Annotated in this window: 26 protein-coding genes and 3 tRNA genes; 13 read left to right on the top strand and 16 right to left on the bottom strand. The window is 73.7% G+C overall.

The window, feature by feature from the left end; all coding sequences use genetic code 11:
* The first annotated feature begins 18 nt into the window (after window positions 1-18).
* Together QPK52_RS17335 and rdgB are read left to right on the top strand one after the other, a co-directional pair.
* Window positions 19-399 (top strand): hypothetical protein, encoded by a 381-nt coding sequence (locus tag QPK52_RS17335; protein ID WP_410538399.1) that lies wholly within the window; start codon window positions 19-21, stop codon window positions 397-399.
* Window positions 400-521: 122 nt separating this feature from the next.
* Window positions 522-1,127 carry an RdgB/HAM1 family non-canonical purine NTP pyrophosphatase gene (gene rdgB, locus QPK52_RS17340; RefSeq protein WP_410538400.1) on the top strand — a complete coding sequence of 202 codons (606 nt, stop codon included), beginning with the start codon at window positions 522-524 and terminating at the stop codon, window positions 1,125-1,127.
* An 86-nt stretch (window positions 1,128-1,213) separates the two neighbouring features.
* On the opposite strand, the gene QPK52_RS17345 is transcribed toward rdgB, so the two are convergent.
* From QPK52_RS17345 to bcp, 3 genes are all read right to left on the bottom strand, one after another.
* Window positions 1,214-1,297: transfer RNA gene (locus QPK52_RS17345), tRNA-Leu, on the bottom strand.
* 48 nt (window positions 1,298-1,345) lie between these two features.
* Window positions 1,346-2,344 carry an HNH endonuclease gene (locus QPK52_RS17350; RefSeq protein ID WP_410538401.1) on the bottom strand — a complete coding sequence of 333 codons (999 nt, stop codon included), beginning with the start codon at window positions 2,342-2,344 and terminating at the stop codon, window positions 1,346-1,348.
* A 155-nt stretch (window positions 2,345-2,499) separates the two neighbouring features.
* A complete protein-coding gene (gene bcp / locus QPK52_RS17355) occupies window positions 2,500-2,967 on the bottom strand; it encodes a thioredoxin-dependent thiol peroxidase (RefSeq protein ID WP_410538402.1) in 468 nt (155 codons plus the stop codon).
* Between the two features lie 195 nt (window positions 2,968-3,162).
* On the opposite strand from bcp, the gene QPK52_RS17360 reads away from it, so the two are divergent.
* Both QPK52_RS17360 and QPK52_RS17365 read left to right on the top strand, forming a co-directional pair.
* Window positions 3,163-3,480: a DUF3618 domain-containing protein gene (locus tag QPK52_RS17360; RefSeq protein ID WP_410538403.1), complete on the top strand. Its 318-nt coding sequence runs from the start codon at window positions 3,163-3,165 to the stop codon at window positions 3,478-3,480.
* A 76-nt stretch (window positions 3,481-3,556) separates the two neighbouring features.
* Complete coding sequence (locus tag QPK52_RS17365) at window positions 3,557-3,859, top strand: GroES family chaperonin (RefSeq protein WP_093655608.1); 303 nt, start codon at window positions 3,557-3,559, stop codon at window positions 3,857-3,859.
* 112 nt (window positions 3,860-3,971) lie between these two features.
* Here the strand turns inward: QPK52_RS17365 and QPK52_RS17370 are convergent, their stop codons facing one another.
* On the bottom strand, window positions 3,972-6,404 hold the full coding sequence (locus tag QPK52_RS17370) for a transglycosylase domain-containing protein (RefSeq protein ID WP_410538404.1): 2,433 nt from the start codon (window positions 6,402-6,404) through the stop codon (window positions 3,972-3,974).
* Between the two features lie 444 nt (window positions 6,405-6,848).
* The gene (locus tag QPK52_RS17375; protein ID WP_410538405.1) at window positions 6,849-8,159 is read right to left on the bottom strand and encodes an SGNH/GDSL hydrolase family protein; all 1,311 of its coding nucleotides are present in this window, start codon (window positions 8,157-8,159) and stop codon (window positions 6,849-6,851) included.
* Between the two features lie 274 nt (window positions 8,160-8,433).
* Here QPK52_RS17375 and QPK52_RS17380 point away from each other — a divergent pair, with 274 nt between their 5' ends.
* Entirely contained in the window at window positions 8,434-9,819 is a 1,386-nt protein-coding gene (locus QPK52_RS17380) for a DUF445 domain-containing protein (protein ID WP_410538406.1), read from the top strand.
* A gap of 36 nt (window positions 9,820-9,855) precedes the next feature.
* Here QPK52_RS17380 and QPK52_RS17385 read toward each other — a convergent pair whose 3' ends face one another.
* Window positions 9,856-10,740, bottom strand: a complete 885-nt coding sequence (locus QPK52_RS17385) for an aldo/keto reductase family oxidoreductase (RefSeq protein WP_410538407.1) — start codon at window positions 10,738-10,740, stop codon at window positions 9,856-9,858.
* Between the two features lie 119 nt (window positions 10,741-10,859).
* On the opposite strand from QPK52_RS17385, the gene QPK52_RS17390 reads away from it, so the two are divergent.
* Complete coding sequence (locus tag QPK52_RS17390; RefSeq protein ID WP_410538408.1) at window positions 10,860-11,723, top strand: LysR family transcriptional regulator; 864 nt, start codon at window positions 10,860-10,862, stop codon at window positions 11,721-11,723.
* Between the two features lie 91 nt (window positions 11,724-11,814).
* Here QPK52_RS17390 and QPK52_RS17395 read toward each other — a convergent pair whose 3' ends face one another.
* Entirely contained in the window at window positions 11,815-12,906 is a 1,092-nt protein-coding gene (locus QPK52_RS17395; RefSeq protein ID WP_410538409.1) for a Gfo/Idh/MocA family oxidoreductase, read from the bottom strand.
* A 56-nt stretch (window positions 12,907-12,962) separates the two neighbouring features.
* On the opposite strand from QPK52_RS17395, the gene QPK52_RS17400 reads away from it, so the two are divergent.
* The 5 genes from QPK52_RS17400 (at window position 12,963) to QPK52_RS17420 (ending at window position 17,046) form a co-directional block, all read left to right on the top strand.
* Window positions 12,963-14,126, top strand: a complete 1,164-nt coding sequence (locus tag QPK52_RS17400) for an ROK family transcriptional regulator (protein WP_410538410.1) — start codon at window positions 12,963-12,965, stop codon at window positions 14,124-14,126.
* Between the two features lie 200 nt (window positions 14,127-14,326).
* Window positions 14,327-15,106 carry an HAD-IIA family hydrolase gene (locus QPK52_RS17405; protein ID WP_093654177.1) on the top strand — a complete coding sequence of 260 codons (780 nt, stop codon included), beginning with the start codon at window positions 14,327-14,329 and terminating at the stop codon, window positions 15,104-15,106.
* A 123-nt stretch (window positions 15,107-15,229) separates the two neighbouring features.
* Complete coding sequence (locus QPK52_RS17410) at window positions 15,230-15,970, top strand: hypothetical protein (RefSeq protein ID WP_410538411.1); 741 nt, start codon at window positions 15,230-15,232, stop codon at window positions 15,968-15,970.
* Window positions 15,971-15,990: 20 nt separating this feature from the next.
* Window positions 15,991-16,713 carry a class F sortase gene (locus QPK52_RS17415; protein WP_410538412.1) on the top strand — a complete coding sequence of 241 codons (723 nt, stop codon included), beginning with the start codon at window positions 15,991-15,993 and terminating at the stop codon, window positions 16,711-16,713.
* Window positions 16,714-16,893: 180 nt separating this feature from the next.
* Window positions 16,894-17,046 carry a hypothetical protein gene (locus tag QPK52_RS17420; RefSeq protein WP_177213816.1) on the top strand — a complete coding sequence of 51 codons (153 nt, stop codon included), beginning with the start codon at window positions 16,894-16,896 and terminating at the stop codon, window positions 17,044-17,046.
* Window positions 17,047-17,153: 107 nt separating this feature from the next.
* Here the strand turns inward: QPK52_RS17420 and QPK52_RS17425 are convergent.
* Window positions 17,154-17,227, bottom strand: a tRNA-Lys gene (locus QPK52_RS17425).
* A 187-nt stretch (window positions 17,228-17,414) separates the two neighbouring features.
* Here QPK52_RS17425 and QPK52_RS17430 point away from each other — a divergent pair.
* Window positions 17,415-18,065: a nucleoside/nucleotide kinase family protein gene (locus QPK52_RS17430; RefSeq protein ID WP_410538413.1), complete on the top strand. Its 651-nt coding sequence runs from the start codon at window positions 17,415-17,417 to the stop codon at window positions 18,063-18,065.
* A gap of 42 nt (window positions 18,066-18,107) precedes the next feature.
* On the opposite strand, the gene QPK52_RS17435 is transcribed toward QPK52_RS17430, so the two are convergent.
* From QPK52_RS17435 to ehuB, 6 genes are all read right to left on the bottom strand, one after another.
* Window positions 18,108-18,181, bottom strand: a tRNA-Lys gene (locus QPK52_RS17435).
* Between the two features lie 177 nt (window positions 18,182-18,358).
* A complete protein-coding gene (locus QPK52_RS17440) occupies window positions 18,359-19,084 on the bottom strand; it encodes an IclR family transcriptional regulator (RefSeq protein WP_410538414.1) in 726 nt (241 codons plus the stop codon).
* A gap of 307 nt (window positions 19,085-19,391) precedes the next feature.
* Complete coding sequence (gene ehuA, locus QPK52_RS17445; protein WP_410538415.1) at window positions 19,392-20,207, bottom strand: ectoine/hydroxyectoine ABC transporter ATP-binding protein EhuA; 816 nt, start codon at window positions 20,205-20,207, stop codon at window positions 19,392-19,394.
* Complete coding sequence (gene ehuD / locus QPK52_RS17450) at window positions 20,197-20,847, bottom strand: ectoine/hydroxyectoine ABC transporter permease subunit EhuD (RefSeq protein WP_410538416.1); 651 nt, start codon at window positions 20,845-20,847, stop codon at window positions 20,197-20,199. Before ehuD ends, ehuA begins: the two co-directional genes overlap by 11 nt.
* Window positions 20,844-21,599: an ectoine/hydroxyectoine ABC transporter permease subunit EhuC gene (ehuC, locus tag QPK52_RS17455; RefSeq protein ID WP_410538417.1), complete on the bottom strand. Its 756-nt coding sequence runs from the start codon at window positions 21,597-21,599 to the stop codon at window positions 20,844-20,846. Before ehuC ends, ehuD begins: the two co-directional genes overlap by 4 nt.
* The gene (gene ehuB / locus QPK52_RS17460; RefSeq protein ID WP_410538418.1) at window positions 21,596-22,456 is read right to left on the bottom strand and encodes an ectoine/hydroxyectoine ABC transporter substrate-binding protein EhuB; all 861 of its coding nucleotides are present in this window, start codon (window positions 22,454-22,456) and stop codon (window positions 21,596-21,598) included. The genes ehuC and ehuB overlap by 4 nt, the downstream gene beginning before the upstream one ends.
* 229 nt (window positions 22,457-22,685) lie before the next feature.
* On the opposite strand from ehuB, the gene QPK52_RS17465 reads away from it, so the two are divergent.
* A complete protein-coding gene (locus tag QPK52_RS17465; protein ID WP_093654195.1) occupies window positions 22,686-23,186 on the top strand; it encodes a DUF3830 family protein in 501 nt (166 codons plus the stop codon).
* Here the strand turns inward: QPK52_RS17465 and QPK52_RS17470 are convergent.
* Together QPK52_RS17470 and QPK52_RS17475 are read right to left on the bottom strand one after the other, a co-directional pair.
* Window positions 23,167-24,720, bottom strand: coding sequence for an amidase (locus tag QPK52_RS17470; RefSeq protein ID WP_410538419.1), 1,554 nt, complete (start codon window positions 24,718-24,720; stop codon window positions 23,167-23,169). The genes QPK52_RS17465 and QPK52_RS17470 overlap by 20 nt on opposite strands.
* The gene (locus QPK52_RS17475) at window positions 24,717-25,739 is read right to left on the bottom strand and encodes a D-2-hydroxyacid dehydrogenase (protein WP_410538420.1); all 1,023 of its coding nucleotides are present in this window, start codon (window positions 25,737-25,739) and stop codon (window positions 24,717-24,719) included. The genes QPK52_RS17470 and QPK52_RS17475 overlap by 4 nt, the downstream gene beginning before the upstream one ends.
* Window positions 25,740-25,873 lie beyond the last annotated feature (134 nt).

The raw sequence follows: 25,873 nt of genomic DNA on the forward strand, positions 1-25,873 counted from the left end.
TCAGGAGGACCACGACCCATGCGCAGACGGACCGCCCTCGCCGCCGCCCTCGCCCCCGTCGTCCTCACCCTCCCCCTGGCGGGCTGCAGCACCGTCCAGAACGCGCTGGACTGCGCCAACACCGCCGTCGTCGTCGTGGACAGCGCCAACGCCCTCCAGCAGGCCGTCGCCGACGGCGTCGAGAACCCCGCCGAGGTGGACCGGTCCCTGGACCGCATCAACGAGAACCTCGACAAGATCATCGAGAACACGGACAACGCCGACATCACCCGGGTCGCCGAGGACATGCAGAAGGCCGCCGACGACGTCCGCGAATCCGTCGAACAGGGCAGGACCCCGGACGCCGGCCCCCTCGCCGACGCGGCCGACGAACTGACCCAGGTCTGCACCCCCGGCTGACGGGCACCGGGCCGGCGGGCTCCGGTCCCCGACCCCGGACGCCGGTCCCCGACCCCGGACGCCGGCACCGGCGTCCGGCCCGCCCGGTGATTCCGGCCGCCGCAACGGGATAATCGGTCCCCATGAGCCAGCGTCTGATCCTCGCCACCCGCAACGCCCACAAGGTCCGAGAACTCGAGGCCATCCTCTCCGCCGCCGGACTGGACCTCACCCTGGTCGGCGCCGACGCCTACCCCGAGGTCCCGGACGTCAAGGAGACCGGCCTCACCTTCGCCGAGAACGCACTCCTCAAGGCCCGCACCCTGGCCAAGGCCACCGGAGTGCCCGCCGTCGCCGACGACTCCGGTCTGTGCGTCGACGTCATGGGCGGAGCCCCCGGCATCCTCTCCGCCCGCTGGGCCGGACGCCACGGCGACGACAGGGCCAACCTGGACCTGCTCCTCGCCCAGCTCTCCGACATCGACGACCCCCACCGCACCGCGTACTTCGCCTGCGCGGCGGCCCTGGCCCTGCCCGACGGCACCGAGCGCGTCGTCGAGGGCCGCCTGGCGGGCACCCTCCGCCGCGAACCCGCCGGCGCCGGCGGGTTCGGCTACGACCCGATCCTCCAGCCCGAGGGCGAGACCCGCACCTGCGCGGAGCTGAGCCCGGAGGAGAAGAACGCCATCAGCCACCGCGGCCAGGCGTTCCGAGCCCTGGCCCCCGTGGTCCGGGAGCTGCTGGGCTGAGACCGCGGGGCAACGGCCGCGGGGTCGGTCCGCCGGGAACACCGAAGGCCCGGCTCAACGAGCCGGGCCTTCGAATCCAAGGTGCGTGCGGCCGGTGGGATTCGAACCCACACGGGGAAACCCCCACTGGGACCTAAACCCAGCATGACTGCCAGTTCCATCACGGCCGCCGGTCGCCGCCCATCGTACCGGTTCGGCCGCTCCCGGAGAGTCGTCGGCTACGGTGCTCCCCGCCGGTTCCGGCCACACCATGTGTCTGTGATCGCGTGGCAGTTCGGGCACAGATAGCGCAGATTCCCGCGACGGTTGTCGTGCCAGTCCCCGTTGACGTGGTCGATGTGGAGGGTCATCACCGCCTCACGCCACTCGCCGGGGTTGCCGCAGCCGACGCATTGGTATGGGACGCCGATCTCGTCCAGAGCCCGGCGCAATCGCGCGTGGTTCACACGGGGTGTGCCTCGGGGACGCACGCGCAGGACTTCGCCGGCGATCCGCTTCGGCGTCCTCGGGCGGGGTTCGCGTCTGCTTCGCCGCCTGAAGTGAGACGTGTCCAAGCCCAGCCGTACCACCTGCCGGTGCACCCGCCGGTGGTTCGCGTCGTTGACCGGAAGCCCCAGATGGCGCATCACATCGGCATAACTCGTGCTGCTCGGGACGGCGGCGCGGAGCGCCGTCTCGGGGACGGTGATGCGCGCGTGGGAGAAGTGCGAGACGTCGACGCCCAGTTCGGTGAGCATGCGGCGCAGCGCGGCACGCGACCCGCTGTCGTCGGCGAGGCCCAGGGAACGCGCCAGGGAGCGGACGCTGGTGGCGGTGGCCGCTGCCTTCCTCACCTCTTCGGGCGCGACCGGAAGACCGACCCGGGGACGATTCAGCGCGGGGAGATGGCTGGTGTCGATTCCGGCGGCGGCGATACGGCGCCGGATGTGGGAGAGCGTCCCCGTCGCGGGTGTCGCGCCGAGCTTGGTGACGACCTCGCGCAGCGTGCTCGAACCCGCGACGGCCTCGGCGATCGCCGTGTCGGTGTACTTCCGCCATGGACTCTGCCGCCCGAAGTGGCCCGTGTCGATTCCGTACTCGGCGACGAGCCGCTGGAGCGTGCGGCGCTTTCCCCCGCTGACCTCCGCACCCAGCTCGCGCATGAGGTGCGCCCATGTCGAGGAACGGGCGACGGCTTCGGAGAGCTCCTCCCGTGTGTACGCACGACCGGCGGCCATGGCCCCTCCCCCTGTGAACCGTCCGCGCGTGGTCGTTCGGTCTTCCGTCGCGGACTCGCACTGGTCAACGAACGGCGCGTGGGGTGGTTACGCCGCCCGGGGGAGGAGCCCCGGGGCGGGTCCCCGAGACCCCGGGGCCCGGAGGCCCGGCGGGCTCAGAGGGAGAGGTCCCGGATGAGCTTGGCGACATGGCCGGTGGCCTTGACGTTGTACAGCGCCCGCTCGACCTTCCCCTCCTCGTCGACGATCACCGTGGAGCGGATGACGCCGGTGACGGTCTTGCCGTAGAGCTTCTTCTCCCCGAAGGCGCCGTAGGCCTCGAGGACCTTCTTCTCCGGGTCGCCGACGAGGGTGACCCGGAGGTTCTCCTTCTCGCGGAACTTCGCGAGCTTCTCCGGCTTGTCGGGGGAGACGCCGATCACCTCGTAGCCCGCGCCGGCGAGGAGGTCGAGGTTGTCGGTGAAGTCGCAGGCCTGCTTGGTGCAGCCGGGGGTGAGGGCGGCGGGGTAGAAGTAGACGATCACCTTGCGTCCGGCGCGGTCGGCGAGCGAGACGGGGTTGCCGTCGGCGTCGGGCAGGGTGAAGGCAGGGGCGGTGTCGCCGGGTTGCAGTCGCTCGCTCATCGGTACTCCTCTGGCCGGGCCGGCGGTCCCGTGGTCGGGGCCGTTATCGGTTCGAAAGCCTAGCCACGGGGTGTGACGGGGGTGGCGGGGGGCATCGGAGGTGAGGGAACTGCCAGACTGTCCGGTAGCCGGGATCCCGGTACAGGGCGGCCCGGGTGGGGCGGACGAGACGGATGAGACGACGGAGGCAGTGCGGTGTCGGAAGCCAGGACCCCCGCGGAGATCGAGGCGGAGATCGTCCGCAGGCGGCAGGAGCTCGCCGAGACGCTGGACGAGCTGGCGGTGCGGGTGCACCCGAAGACGATCGCCGACGGTGTGAGGGCGCGGGCGGCGTCGGCCGTGGACCGCACCGCGGGCCGGGCGTACGTCGCGGTGAACCACGCGCTGTCGGATGTGCGGGACCGCTTCACGGACGAGGAGGGCCGTCCGAGGGCGGCGCGGATCGTGCCGGTGGCCCTGGTGGCGGTGGGGGTGGCCGGGCTGCTGGTGCTGTCGTCCCGGCGCCGCCGCTGAGCGCCGTGGAGACGGGCTGAGATACGGTTCTGCCGTGAGCTCCAAGACGTCCCACCACGACAAGCTGCCCATCCGGATGCTGCACGACCGGGTGCTGGTGCGTACCGACATTCCCGAGGGCGAGCGCCGTTCCTCCGGTGGCATCGTCATCCCGGCGACGGCCGCGGTCGGCCGCAGGCTCAACTGGGCCGAAGTGGTCGCCGTCGGGCAGAACGTGCGCACGGTGGAGCCGGGCGACCGCGTGCTGTTCGACCCGGCCGACCGGGCCGAGGTGGAGGTGCGCGGGGTCGCGTACGTGCTGATGCGCGAGCGTGATCTGCACGCGGTGGCGGCCGAGCGGCTGCAGGGGTCGGAGGACTCCACCGGGCTGTACCTGTAGGAGGGCGAAGGCCGCAGGAGCGGGCCCCGCGGACGTACCGCGGGGCCCGTCGTGCCGTCCGCTCCGGCCGCCCGCCGAGGGACGCCGGTCCGGGGCCGGTCCTGAGAACGTTCTACGGCCGGGGGGAGCCGGAGGCGCCGGGGGACTCCTGCGGGAGGGGCCCGGCGGACGCCTTGGCCGCGGGGGCCGGGGAGGATGCGGCTGCGGCGGGGTTCTTGCCGTCGGCCGCCCCGGCGGAGGGCTTCGCCGGTTTACCCGGCTGCTCGTCCGCCTTCTTCCCGCGGTCGCGGTCCCCGGCGTTCTTCCCGCCTTCTTCCCGCTTCTTCTCCCCGTCCTTCCCCTCCGCCTTTCCGCCCTTGTGCGGGGTGCGTTCGCCGTTGGCGCCGTCGTCCCCGGTATCCCCGCCGCTCCCGGTGTTCTCGGCGTCGTCCCGGCCGGGGGCGGAGGCGTCCGGGCTCTCCTCGGAGCCGTCAACCTGGGTGGGTTCCTCCTCGGGGGCGCCGGGGCCGTCGGACGGTTCGGAGGGGCCGGCGCTGCCGGAGGGGCTGGGGGAGGCGTTGGGGAGCCGGTTCTTGCCGGGCTTGAGGTCGAAGTCCCTGACGGGGGTGCCGCGCAGCGCCTCGGCGGTGTAGGCGGCCCAGATCCGGGCGGGGATGCCGCCGCCGTTGACACGGGGGAGTCCGGCGGCGCCGTAGAGGGGTTTGTGGGCGCCGGTTTCGGGGTTCTGTCCCATGACGGCGACGACGGTGGCGAGGTCGGGGGTGTAGCCGGCGAACCAGGCGGCCCGGTCCTCCTCGGCGGTTCCGGTCTTGCCGGCGGCGGGGCGTCCGGCGGCCTGGGCGGCGGTGGCGGTGCCGCTCTTGACGACGCCGCGCAGGACGGCGGTGGTGGCGTCGGCGGTGGAGCGGGAGACGGCCCGCAGGGTGGCCGGTTCGGGGACGCGGACGCGTTCGCCGCCGTGCCGGATCTCCTTGACGAGGCTGTGGTCGATGCGTTCGCCGTGGTTGGCGAGGGTGGCGTAGGCCTGGGCCATGTCGAGGGTGCTGGGGGTGGTGGTGCCCAGGGAGATGGATCCCTGGGCCTCGGCCATGCCGGGGGTGGTGTCGGGGAGGCCGAGGCGGGCGGCGGTCTCCTTGACCCTGGCGGGGCCGACGTCCACGCCCATCTGGGCGAAGACGGCGTTGACGGACTTGTTCATGGCGGTGCTGACGGGGATGTCGCCGTAGTCGACCTGGTCCTCGTTCTCGGGTTTCCAGGTGGTGGGTCCGCCGGGGCCGACGACGGTGCGTCCGCTGTCGCCGTTGTAGGTGGTGTCGGGGCCGATGGGGTCGCCGTCGCGGGTCTTGGCGCGGTGTTCGAGGGCGGCGGCGTAGACGAAGGGCTTGAAGGTGGAACCGGGCTGGTAGTCGCGGCGGGTGGCGTTGTTGACGAACTGCCGGGTGTAGTCGACGCCGCCGTACATGGCGACGACCTCGCCGGTTTCGGGGTCGATGGAGGTGCCGCCGGCGCGGACGTGGCGGTCGATCTCGCGTTCCTCGCTGAGCTGGGAGAGCAGTTCGCGCTCTACGGCCTTGACGAAGGCGTCCTGTTTGCGGCGGTCGATGGTGGTGGTGATGCGGAATCCGCCCTGGGCCAGGCGCTCCTCGCTGAGGATGTCGCGGGCGGCGAGGTGCTGTTTGACGGCTTCGACGATGTAGCCGCGCTGGCCGGACAGGCCGGTGGGGGGCTTCGCGGGGTCGGGCTGGGGGAACTTCGCGGCGGCGCGTTCGCGGGGGGTGAGCCAGCCTTCCTTGACCATGCCGTCGAGGACGTACTTCCAGCGGGCGACGGCGCGTTCCCTGTTCTCGGGGTGGGCGGCGACGTCGTAGAGGTTGGGGGAGTTGAGGAGGGCCGCGAGGTAGGCGCCCTCGGCGGTGGTCAGGTCGCCGGCGTCCTTGCCGTAGTAGGCCTGGGCGGCGGCCTGGACGCCGTAGGCGTGGCGGCCGAAGTAGCTGGTGTTGAGGTAGCCGGCGAGGATCTCGTCCTTGCTGGCCTCGCGGTCGAGTTTGAGCGCGATGAAGAACTCCTTGGTCTTGCGGGTCAGGGTCTGTTCCTGGCCGAGGTAGTAGTTCTTCACGTACTGCTGGGTGATGGTGGAGCCGGACTGCTTCCCCTCGCCCCGGAGCATGTTCCAGCCGGCGCGGGCCATCGCCACCACGTCGACGGCGGGCTGGTGGTAGAAGTCCCGGTCCTCGGCTGCCAGTACGGCGTGCCGGGTGCTCTCGGGGACGGCGTCGAGCTCGACGTTCTGGCGGTTGATGTCGCCGTCGCGGGCGAGCTGGCTGCCGTCGGAGTAGAGGTAGACGTTGTTCTGCGCGGCGGCCGCGGAGTTGGGTGCGGGGATCTCCACGAGCATGTATCCGGTGATCAGGGCACCCGCGCCGGCCAGGAGGGCCACCGAGGTGGCGGCCAGGAGTGTCCTCCAGGTGGGCAGCAGGCGCCGCGGGCCGGTGCGCCGCGGCCTGGGTTTCTGGTCGCCGTTGGGCTCCTCGGGCTCCTCGCTCATGACCGCAGGGCTCCTTGTCGGTATGGGACTTTCGTACCGGTTCCTGTGGATTGCCCCGTAGGACACTGTGGCATCATCCGCGCCGACGGGCGAGGCAGGTTCACACCGCTGGCGGTGCGCGGCGGAGTGCGGCGGCACGAACGGGCGTGCGAACCGTTCGGCGGTCGGCCCGTTGACGGCTGGCCGCCGGCGCCGCGGGGCCGGCCGGGACCTCACGCTCCGCCATCACCCGGGAGGGTGCCGGAAGGCCGCCGCACATCGGCCGCACATCGGCCGCGAACCGGCCGTGAACCGGCCGGGATCCGCTTCGCGGGCGGGGCCGGGGGCCGCCCGCCCGGATGCGGGCGCGGGGGCGCCGGGTTCGGCGTCCCCGGGCGCCGGGGAAGGGGGCGGCGCGCGGGCCGCCGAAGGCCGGGAGCCGGGACCGGGGACCGGAAGCCGGGGTCAGAGCCTGGCCGGCGAGGCGCCCTTGAGGAGGTTCAGGTCCAGGGCCCCGGCCATCGCGCGGAAGCCGCTGTCGCTGGGGTGCAGACGGTCGCCCGAGTCGTAGACGGGGAGCAGCCGCTGCGGGTTGGCCGGGTCGCGCAGGGCCGCGTCGAAGTCGACGACCGCGTCGAACACGCCGCCGCGGCGGATCTGCTCGTTGACCTGCTGCCGTACGGCCTCCAGGCGCGCGTTGTGCTTGCGGTGCCCGCCGAACGGCGTCAGCGTCGCCCCGACCACCCGCAGTCCGTGCCGGTGGGCGCGCTGGGTGATCCGCTCCAGGCCGTCCACGATCCTGCGGGGGTCGGTCTGGTGGGGCGTCTTGAGGATGTCGTTGATGCCGAGCTGGACGACCAGGACCTTGGCGCCGGTGCCGGAGAGCACGTCCCGCTCCAGCCGGTTCAGGGCGCTGGGCCCGTTCCTGGGGTCGGCCGGGGAGGCGTCGAGGAGGATCCGGTTTCCGCTGATGCCCTGGTTGAGGACGCTGTAGCGGGGGGCTCCGCGCTCGGTGCGCAGCCGGTCGGCGAGGAAGTCGGTCCAGCGGTGGTTGGCGCCGATGCTGGAGGTGACGCCGTCGGTGATGGAGTCGCCGAGGGCCACGACGGCGGCCTCGGTCTCGTTCGTCCACACGTCCACGGCCGTCACGTGCCGCCAGTAGGTGGTCCGCTCGGTGTAGGGGGCGCCGGTGGTGTCGGCGGCCCGGTCGCCGCGGGCCAGGTAGCTGGTCTGGCGCGCGTGGGGGTGGTGGGTGACGGCGCCGGAGCCGGTGGGGGAGTAGAGGGTGACGAGCAGGTCGGCGGCGGCGGGCACGTTCAGCCGCACCGCGTCGCTGGTGACGGCGGAGCCGACCGGGATGGTCACCTCGTTCCGGTCGCCGAAGGTCAGCCTGCGCATGCTGCCGGGCGTGGCGGCGGGACTGCTGGGCTCGGCGGCCAGGGCGAGGGTGGCGTGGGTGATGGTCAGCGGGCGGGTGCCGAAGAGGTTGGAGAACCGGACGCGGGCGGCGCTGCCGCCGACCGAGGTGTGCACCACGTTCCGCAGGGAGGCGTCCGGGTGGCCGCCCGGGGCGTTCGGCTCCGCGGAGGCGGGGGAGGCGGACCAGGTGCCCACCCAGGTCCCGGAGGAGGCCGGCGCGGCGTTCTCCCCGCCCCGCGGGACGGCGGTGTCCGGGGCCGCGCCCCTGAGGCCGGCGCCGACGAACACGGCGCTGGAGACCAGGACCACGACGGCCGCGAGCCCTGCCAGCAGGGCGTATCCCATGTTCTTGCTCACGGGCGGCAGCCTCGCTCGTACACGGAAGAGTCCCCCCTCGGGCGGTGCGGGCCCAGGTGTGCGAAGTGATCGGCGGTTTCCCCATGATCCCACGGCGGTCGGCGTGGCCCCGCCGGGTGGCCCGGCCTGTTACGTGATCGATGAAAGGACGTGAGGCGTCCGGGTGCCGCCGGCCGCCTCGTCCGCGGTGTGGGACGCGGGCGGCGCGTTCGGCGTTCCACCGCCGGCCCCTTGCGACAATTGCGGTCGGGGACGGCGCGGACGGGTGGAGAAGATGGAGCGGACGACGACGGACGGGAAGAACGCCGAGGACTCCGGCAACGCCGGGAGCGGAGGCGGCAGCGGCGGAGAAGGGCGGACGGCGGGCTCCAGGACGCCGGCCGGGGCGGTGTTCGACCCGGTGGCCTTCACCGCGGCCGACGAGGAGAAGCGGCGCGGGGTGCGCCGGATGAAGGCCATCGCGACGGGTGCGCTGCTGCTGGCGGCACTGGTGTTCGCGCTGGCCACCTGGGCGGAGCGGTCAGGCGCGGGCGCCTGGGCCGGTTATGTGGCCGCGGCGGCCGAGGCCGGCATGGTGGGCGCGCTGGCCGACTGGTTCGCGGTGACCGCGCTGTTCAAGCGGCCGATGGGGCTGCCGATCCCGCACACCGCGATCATCCCGAACAAGAAGGACCAACTGGGGCGCAGCCTCGGCGACTTCGTCGGCGACAACTTCCTGGCCGAGGAGGTGGTGCGGCGGAGGCTGCGCTCGGTGGGCATCGGCGGCAGGCTGGGCGCCTGGCTGGCCCGGCCGGCCAACGCCGACCGGGTGACGGCGGAGCTGTCCGCCGCGCTGCGCGGGGCGCTGGCCGTGCTGCGGGACAACGACGTGCAGGCGGTGGTGGGCGAGGCGATCACCCGGCGCGCCCACGCCCAGGAGATCGCGCCGGGCCTGGGCCGGATGCTGGCCCGGATCGTCGCCGACGGCGGTCACGCCCGGGTCGTGGACCTGGTGGTCTCACGGGCCCACGACTGGCTGGTGTGGCACAGCGACTCGGTGATGGAGGCGGTGGCCGGCGGGGCGCCGGGGTGGACGCCGCGCTTCGTGGACCGCAAGGTCGGCGAGCGCGTCTACCGGGAACTGCTGCGCTTCGTCTCGGAGATGCGGGACATGCCCGACCACCCGGCGCGCGAGGCGCTGGACCGCTTCCTGCGCGACTTCGCCGCCGACCTGCAGTCCGACGAGGAGACCCGGGCGCGGGTGGAGCGGCTGAAGTCGGAGATCCTGGACCGCGACGAGGTGCAGGAGCTGATCGCCTCGGCCTGGTCGGCGGTGCGGGCCATGGTCGTGGCGGCGGCCGAGGACGAGCGCAGCCAGCTGCGGCTGCGGGCGCGCGCCTCGCTGCTGTCGCTGGGCGCGCGGCTGTCGGGGGACGGCGGGCTGCAGGGCAAGGTCGACGGCTGGATCGAGGGGGCGGCGGGGCACGTCGTCACCACCTACCGGCACGAGATCACGTCCCTGATCACCGAGACGGTCGAGAGCTGGGACGCCGAGCACACCTCTCGCAAGATCGAGGCGCACATCGGCCGCGATCTGCAGTTCATCCGGATCAACGGCACGGTGGTGGGCGCGCTGGCGGGTCTGGCGATCCACACCGTCGCCCACGCGCTGGGCGGCTGAGACCGCGCCCGCCGCCGTGCCGTGCCCCGCGTCCCGTCAGCGGCCGATCCCGTCCAGTTCGGCGAGATCCTCGTCGGAGAGCGGCAGGCCCGCGCCGGCGGCGTTCTCCCGCAGGTGCGCCACCGACGAGGTGCCGGGTATGAGCAGGATGTTCGGCGACCGCCGCAGCAGCCAGGCCAGGGCGACCGACATCGGTGTCGCGTCCAGCCGGGCGGCCACGGCGGACAGGGCCGCGGACTGCAGCGGGGTGAAGCCGCCGAGCGGGAAGAAGGGCACGTAGGCGATGCCCTTGCCGGCGAGGTCGTCGATCAGCTCGTCGTCCTGGCGGTGGGCGAGGTTGTACATGTTCTGCACGCACACGATCGGTGCGATCGCCTGCGCCTCGGCGACCTGTTCCGCCGTCGCGTTGCTCACCCCGAGGTGCCGGATCAGGCCCTGCCGCCGGAGTTCGGCGAGGGCCTCGAAGGGTTCGGCGAGCGAGCCGGGCCGGGGGCCCTGAGCGTCGCCGAGCCGGAGGTTGACCACGTCGAGCGAGTCGAGGCCGAGGTCCTCGAGGTTCTCGTGGACGGCGCGGCGCAGGTCCTCGGGCCGCCGGGCGGGGGGCCAGCCGCCCTGCCGGTCGCGGACCGCGCCGACCTTGGTCACGATGTGCAGCGATTGGGGATAGGGGTGCAGCGCCTCACGGATCAGCCGGTTGGTGACGCGCGGTCCGTACGCGCCGGCGGTGTCGATGTGGCTGATCCCGAGGTCGGCGACCTCGCGCAGGACGGCGAGTGCGCCGTCGCGGTCGGCGGGCGGACCCATGACCCCGGGGCCGGCGAGCTGCATGGCGCCGTAGCCGAGGCGGGTGACGGTCAGATCGCCCAGGGTCCAGGTGCCGCCGGGCAGCGACGTGGAGAGTGTGTCCGTGGTTTCGCTCATGCCGCCGATGCTCGCCTGCGGACGGGCGGCGCATCCAATACCGATGCGATGCCCTGTCATACCCGTCGGGTATCACCCGGCTATGCTGCGACCGTGGACGATCTGGACCCCCGGGCGCCGTGGAGACCCTGGAGATCCGCGAGCTGCGGTACTTCACGGCCGTCGCGGAGGAACTGCACTTCGGCCGTGCCGCCGAGCGCCTCGGCATGTCCCAGCCGCCGCTGTCCCGGGCGATCCAGCGGCTCGAACGGCGCCTCGGCGTCCGCCTGCTGAAGCGCAACCGCCGCGGCGTCCTTCTGACCGGTGCCGGGGAGGTGCTGCTGCACGAGGGCCGCGCGGCCCTCGACGCGGCGGCCGCCGCCGCCCGCCGCACCCGCCGTGCCGGCGGCGCCGACGGTCCGGGCGGCCCCCGTGACCGCCTGGTGCTGGCGGTGAAGGCCGGCGCGTCCCACGAGCTGCTGCACAGGCTCCTCGACGCCTACGCGGCCGAGCCCGGCGCCGCCGAGATCGAGGTGCTGCCGAGCGGCACGTGCGATCAGGAGGCGATGCTGCGCGACGGCCGGGCCGACGCGGCGCTCATGCACGCGCCGTTCAACTCCCTGGCCGGGTTCGACAGCGAGGAACTGACGACCGAGGGGCAGATCGCCATCCTGCCCGCCGGGCACCCCCTCGCCGCGCGGAGGAGCCTGTCCCTGGCCGAGGTCGGCGACATCCCCGGTCTCCCGCTCGCCCGCTGGGCCCGCCGCGGCACCTACCCGCCCGGCCCGGGCCCCGAGATCCACGACCAGACGCAGCTGGCCCAGCTGATCGCCCTCGGCCGCACCGTGGCCGTCTTCCCCGAATCGGCCCGTGCCTGGCTGTGGGCCGAGCACGCCGCCGTCCCCCTGACCGACGCGCCCCCCGTCGTCACCCACATCGCCTGGCCCGCGCACAGCCGCTCCCTCGCCCTCGCCGGGCTGATCCGCACGGCCACCGGGCTGTGACCCGGCGGCCGCGGGTCCCGCCGCACGGACCAGGGCCGGATCGCTCCCGGGCAGGCGGGAGGCGCGGCGCCGGTCGCCGTTCCGGTGCTCCTCAGTCCCCGAGCCGTACGGTGCGGCCCTCGGTGGCCGAGGTGCGGGCCGCCTCCAGCACCCGCAGGGCCTCGGCCGCCTCCCGCGCGCCGACCGGGGGCTCGCCCCCCTCGCGCAGGGCCGCGGCGACGGCGGCGTAGTACGCGGGGTAGTCGCCGGCGCGGGACGGCACGGGCCGTACGTCGTCCGCCGCGCCCAGGGTGCCCCAGGCGGACTCCGGCTCCGCGCCCCAGGGCTCGCCCGGCGCGGGGCGGGCGCCGGCGCGCAGGGCGTCCTCCTGCGGGTCGAGGCCGTACTTGACGTAGGCGGCCCGGCTGCCCAGCACCCGGAAGCGGGGGCCGAGGGCGGCGGCGGTGGAGCTGACCCACAGGTGGGAGCGGGTGCCCGAGGCGTGGTGGAGGGCGATGAAGGTGTCGTCGTCGGCCTCGGCGCCGGGGCGGCGCACATCGGACTCGGCGTAGACGGAGGCCACCGGGCCGAAGAGGGTGAGCGCCTGGTCCACCACATGGCTGCCCAGGTCGTACAGCAGGCCGCCGAGTTCGGCGGGGTCGCCGGACTCGCGCCAGCCGCCCTTGAGGTTCGGGCGCCACCGCTCGAAGCGGGACTCGAAGCGCCACACCTCGCCCAGCGCGCCCTCGGTCAGCAGGTCGCGCAGGGTGAGGAAGTCGCCGTCCCAGCGGCGGTTCTGGAACACCGACAGCAGCAGTCCGCGGCGTTCGGCCAGGTCGGCCAGCGTCTCGGCCTCGGCGGCGCCGGCCGCCAGCGGTTTGTCGACGACGACGGCCAGTCCGGCCTCGAGCGCCCGGGTGGCCAGCTCGACGTGGGTGCGGTTGGGGGAGGCGACGACCACGAGGTCGAGCTCGCCGGCGCGCGCGAACAGCTCGTCGGCGTCGGCGGCGGTGCGCAGCTCCTCGCCGTGCTCGGCACGGGCCTGCCGCTGCCGTTCGGGGGAGGAGGTGACGACGGTGTCCAGCACGAGGCCGTCGGTGGCGGCGATCATCGGCGCGTGGAAGACGGAGCCGGCCAGGCCGTAGCCGATCAGTCCGACGCGCAGAGGGTGGGGGACCGGGGAGGCGGTGGAGGCGGCATTCATGGCGCCCACTTTGGCAACAGCGTTGCGGAAGTGCAAGCGGGCGCGAGAATGGAACCGTGACCCCTGTCTCCCCCGGCCCCGCCGTCCCCGCGGCCGCCGCCTCTCCGGCCGCCGCGAACCTGCCGGCCCTGCGCGGCCACAACGCCGCGCTCGTCCTGGACCTGCTGCGCGCGGCGGGCGAGGCGGGCGCGAGCAGGTCCGAACTGGCCGAGGCCACGGGGCTGACGCCGCAGGCCGTCAGCAAGATCACCGCCCGGCTGCGGGACGCGGGCCTGGTGGCGCAGGCGGGGCGCCGCCCCTCCACCGGAGGCAAACCGCGCACTCTGTGGCGCCTGGTGCGCGACGCGCGCCACGCGGTGGGTCTGCACCTGGACCGCGACGAGGTCACCGCCGTCCTGGTGGATCTGCTGGGCGGCGTGGTCGCGGCCCACCGGGCCCCCTTCGATCTGGGCGCGCCCTGCCGGGCGGCCGTGGACGCGGCGGCCGGTGCGGTGCGCGCCCTGCCGGCCGGTCCCGGCCGAGGCGGCCGCCCGCTGGGCGTCGGGGTGGCGTGCCCGGGCCCGCTGGACCACCGCACGGGAGTGCTGCGGCGGGTGACCGGCTTCCCCCACTGGGACGGCCACCCGCTGCGGGACTCGCTGTCCCGGCGGCTGGGGCTGCCCGTCGTGCTGGACAAGGACACCAACGCGGCGGCCCTCGGCCTCGCCCTGCGCGAAGGAGAGGAGGCCGGGGGCGCGTCGTTCGCGTATCTGCACCTGGGCACCGGGCTGGGCGCCGGGCTCGTGCTGGACGGGGTGCTGTACCGGGGCAGGCGCACCGGGGCCGGCGAGTTCGGCCACCAGGTGGTGCAGCTCGACGGACCGGAGTGCGGCTGCGGCGACCGCGGCTGCCTGGAGGCGCTGTGCCTGGCGGCCGTCGCCCGGGGCGACGCCGCCGGGGCCGCCCGCGTCCTGGGCACCGGGGCGGCGGGGCTGGCCGGGCTGCTGGACGTCGACCGCGTGGTGCTCGGCGGCCGGACGGTGCTGGCCGACCCGGAGCCGTACCGCGCGGGTGTGGAGCGGGAGCTGGCGGCCCGGGCCGCGCGCACCGACGGCCGGGCCGTACCGGTGTCCGTCGCCCCCGGCGGCACGCGGCTGGTCGCCCGCGGCGCGGCGCATCTGGTCCTCGCGCCGCTCTTCGGCCGGCTCGAACCGGGAACGAGACCGGAGGACCTCGGTTGATGCCGGGGGCCGGAACGGTGCCGGACCGCGCAGGGCGGTGCCGGGGAGTGCCGGGGGGTGCCGGGGGATGCCGGGCCCGGCCCCGGAAAGACGGTGCCGGGGAGTGCCCGGCGGACAGTGACTACCCTGAGGGCGTCGGCGCAGCACAGCGCGGTGCCGCCGCCACGCCCCGATGTGCGTACGACAGGCAGGAGTGACGAATGGCGGAGCGCAAGCCGATCGAGTCATGGCTGACGGACATGGACGGCGTCCTCGTCCACGAGGGCGTGCCGATCCCGGGGGCCGACGCCTTCCTCAAGCGGCTGAGGGAGTCGGGCAAGCCGTTCCTGGTGCTGACCAACAACTCGATCTACACGCCCCGCGACCTGCACGCCCGGCTGAAGCGGATGGGCCTGGACGTCCCGGTGGAGAACATCTGGACCTCCGCCCTGGCCACCGCCAAGTTCCTGGAGGACCAGCGGCCGGAGGGCACCGCGTACGTCATCGGCGAGGCGGGGCTGACCACCGCCCTGCACGACATCGGCTACATCCTCACCGACACCGACCCCGACTACGTGGTGCTCGGCGAGACGCGCACCTACAGCTTCGAGGCGCTCACCAAGGCGATCCGGCTGATCAACGACGGTGCGCGGTTCATCGCCACCAACCCCGACGAGACCGGCCCGTCCGCCGAGGGCGCGCTGCCGGCCACCGGGTCGGTCGCGGCGCTGATCACCAAGGCGACCGGGCGCGAGCCGTACTTCGTCGGCAAGCCCAACCCCCTGATGATGCGGGCCGGGCTCAACGTCATAGGCGCCCACTCCGAGTCCAGCGCGATGATCGGCGACCGGATGGACACCGATGTGCTGGCCGGACTGGAGGCCGGGATGGAGACCTTCCTCGTCCTCACCGGGCTGACGCGGCCGGCCGACGTGGACCGCTTCCCCTTCCGGCCCTCGACGGTCGCCGACTCGATCGCGGATCTCGTCGAACGGATCTGAGCCCGGCCGCGTCCGCACCGGTCCCGCCCCGCCCGCGCTCGAACGGAGCAGCGCGGGGCGGCGCCGGGATGCGGGGCGGCGCGGGGCGGCGGATCTTCGGGAGTACCGACCCGGAGGTTCGACATGGGCATCTTCCGCACCGTACGACCCGCTCCGAGCGTCCTCGCCGCGGCGCTCGCCGTCTGCGCCGCGGCGGCCCCTCCCGCCGGTCTCGCCGCTCTCACGGCCCTCGCCGTCCCCGCGGCGGCCGCCGAGAGCCCCGGCGCCGAATCCTCCCGCCCGCCCAGCCCTGCGGCCTCCCTCCCACCCAGCCCTGCGGCCTCCCTCCCGTCCGGCCCGGGCACGGCGGAGTCCGGTTCGCCGCAGGTGTCGGTACGGGTGACGCCCGCGAAGGTCCGGCCCGGCACCGAGATCGAACTGTGGGCCGTGTCCTGCGGGGGCACCGTCGCCACCGCCCGCTCCGAGGCGTTCGTCGCCGACGCGCTGCTGGCGCCCGGCGCCGACGGCGGCGGGCTGCGCGGCGAGGCGGTCATCCGCTCGGACGCCGAGCCCCGGGAGTACCGGATCACGGTGGAGTGCATGGGCGTGAAGGTCGCCGGCCGGGTGACCGTGCACCACCCCGGGACCGGAACCGCCTCCGGGGGCCCCTCGCACCACGCCACCGACCCGGCCGTGAGCCCGGTCGCCCCCGTGCCGGCCGGAGGCGGCGGCACCGCGAAGGCGGCCGGCGACGGGGGCGGGGAAGCCGGACCGAGCGCCCTCCACACCGCCCTGGGCGCCGGGCTGGCGGGCACCGCCACCCTGGTCGTCCTCTGGCGGGCCGTGGCGCTGCGCCGCCGGTCCCGCTCCGAATCCGACCGCTGAGCCGGCCGGCGGCGACGGCCGTGTACGACGACGTCCCGGGCGGGGAGCCGCGCACGGGCTGCGCCTCCCGGCTGGCGGCGGGAGCGGTGTGGGCGGTGCTGCTGCTCGGACTGTGGCTGTGGGGGAGGGAGCTGACCGACCCCGCCGCCCCGCCGCCGGATCCGGCGCGGGCGGGGGCCCCGGCGTCCGACCGGGCGCGGGGCGGCGGATCCGGCCACGCGCCGCTGCCCGGCGCCGAACCCAGGCGCATCGACATCGACGCCGTCGGCGTCCACGCGCGGATCATCGAGCGGGGGCTCGACCGAGAAGGTGCCGTGGAGCCTCCGCCGATGGACGCCCCCGACACCGTCGGCTGGTACGCCGACGGCCCGGCGCCCGGCGCGGAGGGGGTGGCGCTGCTGGTGGGCCACCTGGACACCGACACCGGCCGGGCGGTCTTCCACCGCCTGCCCTCGGTGCGCCCCGGGGACCGGATACGCGTCGCGCGCGCCGACGGCAGGACCGCGGAGTTCACCGTCGAGGACGTCGCGATCGCCGAGCGGGCCGACTTCGACCCGCACGAGGTCTACGGCGCCCGCCGCCCCGGAAGCGCCGAACTCCGGCTGATCACCTGCACCGGCGCCTTCGACCGGGCCAGCGGCTCCTACACGGCCAACCTGGTGGTCTCGGCGTACCTGACCGGTGTCCGCCCCGGTCCCGGGGCGGACACCGGCCGGGCCGACGGCGCGGACCGTGCGGGCTGAGCGGGCCGGGCCGGACGGCGGTCCCGTGCGCAACCGCCGTCCGGCCCGGTCGTTGTCGTCACCGGGGTGAACCTCCGGCCGAAACCGGTTGTGCTCACCGTCCGCCCGGGATTGAGGAGAGGGGAGACGCGGTACTCGGGCACCGAGATCCCCCAGGAAACGGAAGGCTGCCGCCCCGCCATGTATGACACAGCTGAACCGGAAGCCGACGACCCGCCCGCCGCGACGCGGGCCCTCGACGAGCTGACGATCTCACCGCCCCCGCTGCTGCGCCTCGCCGGGGACGGCGACGACGACGAGTGCGAACCGCACATCTGCCGGGGCATCGACTGAGGAGCGGGTGCGGAAGGGGCCGGGGGAGCGGGTGCGGCTCCCCGGGAACGCGCCGGAAAAAGCGTCCGGGCCCCACCGCGGAGAGCGGTGGGGCCCGGATCGACGGGTACGCCGCCAGGGACTCGAACCCCGGACCCGCTGATTAAGAGTCAGCTGCTCTAACCAACTGAGCTAGCGGCGCCCGCAGGGGCGGTGGTCCGCGCGGAGTGCGCCGACCGGTGCCGAACTGCGGAAACCAGCATACCCGACACCGCGGGGTGCTCCGTCCAGGCCGCCGCCGGGCCCTGCCGCGCCGCCTGCCGTGCCGCCTGCCGCGCCGCCCGGCGCGGTCTCCCGCGCGGGGGCGCGGGGCGGTTAGGTTCCCGGTCATGCGAACCGGTGAGCTGATGGACCTGGCATGGCGGCTGACGGCCCGCGCGGAGGGGAGGCGGGCCGTGCTCGGCCTGGCGGGGCCGCCCGGCGCGGGCAAGTCCACCCTGGCCGAGGCCCTGGTGGCGGGGTTGCGGGGGCGGTACGGGGCGGACGCGGCGGCGTACGTCCCGCTGGACGGCTTCCACCTCTCCAACGCCCAGCTGGACCGGCTGGGCCTGGCCGCCCGCAAGGGCTCGCCCCCCACCTTCGACGTCCACGGGTACGCCGCCCTGCTGCGGCGCCTGGTCCTCGAACCGGACCACGACGTCTACGTGCCCGACTTCGACCGGACCCTGGACGAGCCGGTAGCGGCCCGCCACGTGGTGCGCCCCGGGGTCCGGCTGGTGGTGACGGAGGGGAACTACCTGGCCTGCGACCTGCCCGGCTGGCCGGACGCGCGGGAGTCGATCGACGAGCTGTGGTACGTGGAGGCCGACCGGGAGGAGCGCCGCCGCAGGCTGGTGGAGCGCCAGACGGCCGGGGGCCGCACCGCCGGGGAGGCCCGGGAGTGGGTCCGGTCCAACGACATGCCCAACGCGGAGATCGTGGAGGCGTCGAGGGCGTCGGCGTGTGTGAAGCTGTCGTTCCACTGGTCGGGACGCGAATGACGCAGGGCCCCCCGCGCGATGCGAGGGGCCCTGCGTCTTCGGTACGCCGCCAGGGACTCGAACCCCGGACCCGCTGATTAAGAGTCAGCTGCTCTAACCAACTGAGCTAGCGGCGCCTGCGGGCAGCGACTTCGGAGGACTCACGGGGAAGACCTCGTGGAGCGCGCTGTCGTGGACCATACTACCCGCTCCCCGAGGTGCTCCCGACCGCGCGCCCGGCGTGGCCGGCCGGGTGCCCGGTGACCTGCCCGCCGGCCTTCCCCCGGCCTGCTCCGGGGCGTGTCCGGCACGGTTCACAGGGACAGCGGCAGCAGCACCCCGGCGGCCTGCTCGCTCAGCGCCTCGGCGGCCCTCCGCAGCCGGTGGGTCTCCTCGACCGGCAGGCACACCCCCAGGGAGCCGACGGCCGATCCCGCGGTCACCGGCACGGCCGCGCAGACAGAGCCGACCTCGTACTCCTGCAGGTCCAGGACCGGTACGGTCGGCGACTGCCGTTCCAGGAGGCTCAGCAGCACCCGCTCGTCGGTGATCGTGCGCGGGGTCAGCCGGACGGCCCGGTGCCGGGAGAGGTGGTCCCGGCGCGCGTCGTGGTCGAGCTGGCCGAGCAGGCACTTGCCCAGCGCGGTGGCGTGCCCGGCGGAGCGGAAGTCCGGACGCTCGGGCGGAGCGGGGTGGCGCGGGCCGTCCGCGTATCCGACGATCTCCACCTCGCCGTCGCGGTAGCGGCCGAGGTAGACCGCCGCGCCGATGGAGTCCCGCAGCCGGGCCAGCGTCCGCCACAGCCGCTCGCGCAGGGCCCGCTCCCGGCCGCCCGCGCCCGTGCCGCCGAGCAGGACCAGCGCCTCGCCCGCCACGTACGAGCCGTCGTCCAGCCGCTCGACGTACCCCTCGCGCAGCAGTGTCCGCAGCAGACCGGCCAGCCGCGCGGGCGGCAGCCCCGTCCGGGCGGCCAGCCGCACCTCGTCCACGCCGTCGCGGTCTCCCACGACCGCCTCCAGGACGCGCAGGGCGTGCCGCACCGAGGGAGGGCGTACGGAACCGGGCGCGGACCGTACGGGCTGTACGGGCGGGTGGTGCTCCGGGGCCGGGAGACGCTTCGGGAACGGCTCGGGGCAGGGATCCCCGGGTGAGTGCAGCAGTGTCACGGTGCCCCCTCGGGCGGGTGACCGCTCGCGGTGCGACACCCGCCCGAGGGTCACCGGGTCTTCGGGTGCGGGGCGGCCGGCGGCCGTACGCCGCCCCCGCACAGAACACTGGCCCCCCGCCCGCTTCCCGAAACATGTTCGAAGGCGGACGGGCGGGAGGGCCGGGCGCGGTGCCGCGCCGTCAGAGGATCGCGCTCAGGAACTCCCTGGTGCGCTCGTGGTCGGGGTCGTTGAAGATCTTCTCCGGCGGGCCGGACTCGATCACCTTGCCCTCGTTGAACATCAGCACGTCGTCGGAGATGTCGCGGGCGAAGTTCATCTCGTGGGTGACCACCAGCATGGTGATGTCGGTGGTGTGCGCGATGTCCCGCAGGACGTCCAGCACCCCGGCGACCAGCTCCGGGTCGAGCGCGGAGGTGACCTCGTCCAGCAGCAGCACCTTGGGCCGCATGGCCAGTGCGCGGGCGATGGCCACGCGCTGCTGCTGGCCGCCGGAGAGCTGGGTGGGGTACTTGTCGACGTGCTCGGTCAGCCCCACCATCTCCAGCAGCTCGCGCGCCCGCTGCTCGGCCTCGTCCTTGCCCATGCCCAGCACGTGGACGGGCGCCTCGGTGACGTTGCGCAGCACCTTCATGTTGGGGAAGAGGTTGAACTGCTGGAAGACCATGCCGATCTTCTTGCGCACCTCGCGGACGTGCTTCTCCCCGGCGGGGACGAGCCTGCCGCCCTTCTCCTCGTGGGTGAGGTAGTCGCCGTCGACGGTGATGGTGCCCTCGTCGGGCCTGAGCAGGGTCATCAGCAGCCGCAGGATCGTGGTCTTGCCCGATCCGGAGGGGCCGATGAGGGTGACGTGCTTTCCGGCGGAGACGCTGAACTCCAGCTGGTCCAGGACGACGTGGTCGCCGAAGCGCTTGGTCACCTTGTCGAAGCGGATCAGTTCGCGGCCGTCCGCGGCAGTGCTCGTGGTGGCGTTCTCACGCGGGGTGTCAGCGGACAAGACGACGCTCCAGGGCTCGGATGAGGAGGGAAGCCGGGTAGGCGATGACGATGAAGGCGATGCCGACGACGGTGATCGGCTCCAGGAACCGGAAGGTCTCGGAACCGTAGGCGCGCGCCTCGCCGAGCATCTCGAAGGCCCCGATGATCGCGATCAGCGGCGAGTCCTTCAGCATGGCGATGACGTAGTTGCCCAGCGCGGGCACCACGCGGCGGATCGCCTGCGGCAGGATCACGGCCGTCCAGGTGCGCACCGGCGGCAGGCTGAGCGCGGTGGCCGCCTCCCACTGCCCCTCGGGCACACCGTCGATGCCGGCCCGGTAGACCTCGGCGGTGTAGGTCGAGTAGTGCAGGCCGAGGCCGATCACGCCCGTCACCAGTGGGGACATGGCCGGCCCCCACTCGGGCACCACGTAGAAGAGGAAGAAAAGCTGCACCAGCAGCGGGGTGTTGCGGATGAACTCGGTGACCGCGGTCACCGGCGTCCGGATCCACGCCCTGGAGGAGCGCTGTGCGACGGCCCACACCAGACCGAGGGTGAAGGCCAGCAGGGACCCCAGCACCAGCGCCTGGAGGGTGACGAGCACCCCGTCCCAGAAGCGCGGCATGAAGTCCGCGACGACGTCCCAGTTCCAGTTCACTGATTACCCCCCGGGGTGCCCGCGGTGGCCGTCCCGGTGACGGGGTCGGCGGTCTTCGTCCGGCGGCGCAGACCGCCCAGCAGCCCGGTGCCCGGCGGCGGCGCCTGCCCGATACCCGCCTTGGCCTTCCGCTCCACCAGCCGCATGGCGCGGGTGATGAGGAAGGCGAGCACGAAGTACATCACCAGCAGGAGCGTGTAGATCGGCGCGCTCTCGTTGGTGGTGAAGCGGATCAGGTTCGCCGCGAAGGTCATGTCGGCCACGCTGATGACCGAGACCAGCGCGGTGCCCTTCAGCAGCTCGATGGCGAGGTTGTTGAAGGGCGGGACCATCTCCGGCCACGCCTGGGGCAGTTCGATGCGCCGCAGCCGCTGCATACGGGTGAAGCTCAGCGCGATGCCCGCCTCGCGCTGGGCCGGGGAGACCGCGGCCAGCGCGCCGCGTACGACCTCCGAGCCGTACGCGCCGTAGGTCAGGCCCAGCGCCAGCACGCCCGCCCACATCGGGACGAGCTGCCAGCCGAAGGCGATCGGCAGCGCGAAGAACAGCCAGAACATGAACACCAGCGCCGAGGCTCCGCGGAAGATCTCGAAGTAGGCGCCGGACAGGAAGCGGACGATCCACAGCGGGGAGGTCCGCAGGACTCCGACGACGAAGGAGACGGCCGCGGCCAGCGCGGCGCTGTACACCGTCACCTGGATGGTGATCCAGATGCCGGGCAGCATGTAGGACTCCCACAGGCCCCAGGTCATGACGCGCACAGCTCCTTCGCGGTCAGGTCGGTCATCTCGTCCTCGGTGAAACCGAAGGGCCGCATGATCTCCAGCAGCTCACCGCTCTCCTTGAGCCTGCGCAGCTCCCGGTTGAACGCGTCCCGCAGCACCGTGGAACTCGGCCTGAAGGCGAAGCCGCCCGCGCCGATGGCCGGTTCGCCGTCCACCATGGGCTGGAAGGGCTCGGTGGACTCGGCCCGGTTGCTGCCCTCCACCACCAGGCGGACGGTCAGCGAGGTGCCGGCGAAGACGTCCGCCCGGCCCTGCTCGACGGCGGCCAGTCCGGCGACCTGGTCGGGCAGGATCAGCATCTCGTCGCGGGGGACACCGGCGGCGACCGCGTAGTCGATCTCGGCGTAGGCGGTGCCGGTCGCCATCCTGGCGCCCGTCCGGACGATGTCCTCATAGGTGTTCAGCCCCTTGGGATTGCCCTTCGGGACGATGAACGCGTCGAGCATCACGTATTCGGGGTCGGCGAAGATCACCTGTTCGCAGCGCTGGGGATTGATGTACATGCCCGCGGAGACCACATCGAACTGCTGCGAGCGGAGTCCCGGAATCAGCGAACCGAACTCGGTCGGAACGGGGACGACGTTCTCCACACCCAGCCGATTGAAGATGACCTTCGCGATCTCCGGCGCCTCACCGGTCAGTTCGCCCTGGTCGTTGATGTACCCGTAGGGGACCTCACCTGCGATGCCCACCCGCACGGTGTTCTGGGCCCGGATGCGCTCCAGCAGGTTGCCCTCGCCGGCCTTCCCGGTGGTGGGGACCCGGCTGCATCCGGCCACGCCGATCGTGCCCGCCGCGCCCAGCGCGCCGAGACCCGCCAGCATCGCGCGGCGGCTTATCCCCCGGACGGGTCTCCTCCGGTCACCGGGGCTTTCTCCGATGTCTGTTTTTCCTGTCTCGTTCCTTTGTGGTGGAGCCATGGGCGCGCCACTACCCCGATCAAAGGAAAATATGCCCGCTGTTTCCGGCCCTTGATGCGGCCGTTGCGGTGTTGACGGCCGGGCCCGGCCGCTGCGTCAGTATTGAGAGGGAAATCGACGGACAGGAGCCGAAATGGCAGACCGTTTCATCGAAGTATCGCTCGACAAGCGAGGGGTGAGCTGCACGGCGAAACTGCTCGACGACCGTGCTCCCGTCACCTGTGACGCGGTGTGGAACGCCCTTCCGCTGGGCGGTGACGTCTACCACGCCAAGTACGCGCGCAACGAGATCTACACACTCCTGCCGGCGTTCGCCCCGGCCGAGCCGCCGCTGGAGAACCCCACCATCACGCCCATCCCCGGCGACCTGTGCTACTTCACCTTCACCGACGTCCAGCTCGGCACCTCCTCCTACGGGTACGAGGCGGAGGCGGGGCACCGGGGCAGGCCGACCGTGGTGGACCTGGCCCTGTTCTACGAGCGCAACAACCTGCTGATCAACGGCGACGCCGGCTGGGTTCCCGGGATCGTGTGGGGGGCGGTGGTGGACGGCCTGGACCGGATGGCCGACGCCTGCCAGGACCTGTGGCGGGCCGGGGCCCTGGGCGAGAGCCTCAACTTCCGGCGGGCCTAGGCACCGGGCGGGATACCGGACCGGGCGCCGGTTCCCGGCCCGCACCGGAAGCGAGCGCCGGGGGCGCCGGGGGCGGCGGAACGTCGGCGGCCCCCGCCTCGTACAGCGCGTGCGCGGCGCGCAGCACCAGCGCGTCGGCGTGCCGTGCGCCCACCAGCTGCACCCCGATCGGCAGCCCGCCGCCGTCCACCCCGCAGGGCAGGGACGCCGCGGGCTGCTGGGTCATGTTGAACGGGTAGGTGAACGGCGTCCAGCCCGTCCAGCGGGTGTACGGCGAGCCCGGCGGCACCTCCCCGCCCAGCTCGAAGGCGGTGACCGGCAGCGTCGGGGTGACCAGCAGGTCGTACTCCGTGTGGAAGGCGCCCATCAGCCGGCCCATCGACATCCGCACGTCCACCGCCGCCAGGTAGTCCAGCGCGCTGTAGGCCGCACCCTGTTCGCACACCTCCCGCAGGCCCGGGTCCAGCAGCGCGCGCCGCTCGGGGTCCAGATGCTGGGTCACCCGGGCGGCGCCGCTGAACCACAGGGTGTGGAAGGCGTCCAGGGAGTCGGGCAGGCCCGGGTCGCGCTCCTCCACCCGCGCGCCCAGCCCCTCCAGCGCCTCCACGGCCCGCCGCACCGCCGCCGCCACCTGCGCGTCCACCTCCACCCGGCCGCCGAGGTCGGGGGAGTAAGCCACCCGCAGGCCGGCGACCCCGCCGCCGAGGCCGTCGCGGAAGCTGCCGGGCACCGGTCCGAGCTGCGACCAGTCGCGGGCGTCCGGGCCGGTGATCACGTCCATCAGCAGTGCCGCGTCCCGTGCGTCGCGGGTCATCGGGCCGACGTGCGCGAGCGTCCCGTAGGCGCTGGCCGGGTACAGCGGCACCCGCCCGTACGTCGGCTTCAGCGCGAAGATCCCGCAGAAGGACGCCGGGATGCGGACCGAGCCGCCGCCGTCGGTGCCCAGGCTCAGGGGCCCGGCCCCCAGTGCCACCGCGGCCGCGCTGCCGCCGCTGGACCCGCCCGCGGTGCGCCCCGGGGCGTACGGATTTCCCGTCGCGCCGTGCCGCGGGCTGTCGGTGACGCCCTTCCAGCCGAACTCCGGCGTCGTCGTCTTGCCCGTGAACACCGCCCCGTGCTCGCGCAGCCGCGCCACCGAGGGGGCGTCCTCGTCCCAGGGGCCGTCCGCGCAGACCGTCCACGAGCCGCGCAGCGTCGGGCCGCCGCGCAGCAGCAGGATGTCCTTCACCGACACCGGGACCCCGTCCAGCAGGCCGGCCGGCTCCCCGCGCCGCCACCGGTCGGCGGACTGCCGCGCCTGGTCCATCGCCGCCTCGGCGTCGATGCGGACGAACGCGTTCACCGCCGGCTGGACGCGCTCGGACCGCTCCAGCACGGCGCGGACCGCCTCCACGGGGGTGAACTCCCCGCGGGCGTAGCCCTCGACGAGCCGGGTGGCGGTCAGGACCGTGAGGTCGGCGGGGTCGGCGGGATCGGCCGGGTGGGCCGGGCGGGCCGGGGCGGTGGATCCGGTCGGGCGGGTGGGGCCGGTCATGGCGCGCTCCTGTCCGGGACGTAACCGAGCTGTTTGTCCACGACGTTGAACAGGGGCTCGCCCGCCGCCCAACGGTCGAAGTTGTCGCAGAACTGCCGGGCGAGGTCGTCGCGCCAGCCGACGGTGTCGCCGCTCATGTGCGGTGACACCAGCAGGCCGGGGACGTCCCACAGCGGGCTGCCGGAGGGCAGCGGCTCGTCGGCGAAGACGTCCAGCGCCGCCGCCGCGATCCGGCGCGAGACCAGCGCCTCGACCAGGTCCTCCTGCACCACGTGGGCTCCGCGCCCGACGTTGACGAAACGGGCCGTCGGCTTCATCCGGGCGAAGGCGGCGGCGTCGAACATCCCGGTGGTCGACTCGGTCAGGGGCGCCGCGCACACGACCCAGTCGGCGGAGGGGAGGAGGGTGTGGAGCATTCCACTGGCGTGAATCCGGCCGAATTCCGGATCGCCGGACCGTTCCCTGCGCCCCACGAGTTCCACTTCGACACCCAGTGCCATGAGTGTGCGGCCGATTGCCCGGCCGATGGGACCCGAACCTACGACAATCGCGTGAGTTCCGGCCAGCCGCATTGTCTCCCGGTGCTGCCAGCGCCGCTGCCGCTGCAATTCCCAACTGCCGCGAAAATCCTTGGCCAAAGCCAGGACGAGACCTGCGACGTATTCGGCGATGGGCTGGTCGAAGACCCCCCGCGCATTGGTGACCACCGTCTTCGAGTCGACCAGTTCCGGACAGCTCAGCAGCCGGTCGACCCCGGCGCTCGCGGTGTGCACCCACTCCGGCCGCCGGCCCGGCCCGGGCCAGGCGCGGCGTACGGCGTCGGAGGCGAAGTCCCAGACCAGCAGCACGTCCGCGGCAGGCAGCAGGGAGGCCAGCGAGTCCCCGTCGGCGTACTCCACCCGGGCGCGCCCCGAGAGGCGCTCCAGATTCGGCGGGTTCGGCAGGTCGCCGCCGGAAACGCCGGGGGAACCGAGAACGCAGAGAACGGGGACGCCGGCTCGAACAGTCGTTTCTGACATGGGCGGAAAACCGTTTCGCAACGAGGGGGCAACGAGGGCGGGGAAGTATCGGAGCCGGACGGGAAGAGGGCCGGAGCACCGTACGGACGCACGGACGGACGGAAGGATTGACCACGGTAGGGACCTGTAACTAC

The organism is Streptomyces sp. KL2, assembly GCF_046529545.1.
Taxonomy (GTDB): Bacteria; Actinomycetota; Actinomycetes; order Streptomycetales; family Streptomycetaceae; genus Streptomyces; species Streptomyces radiopugnans.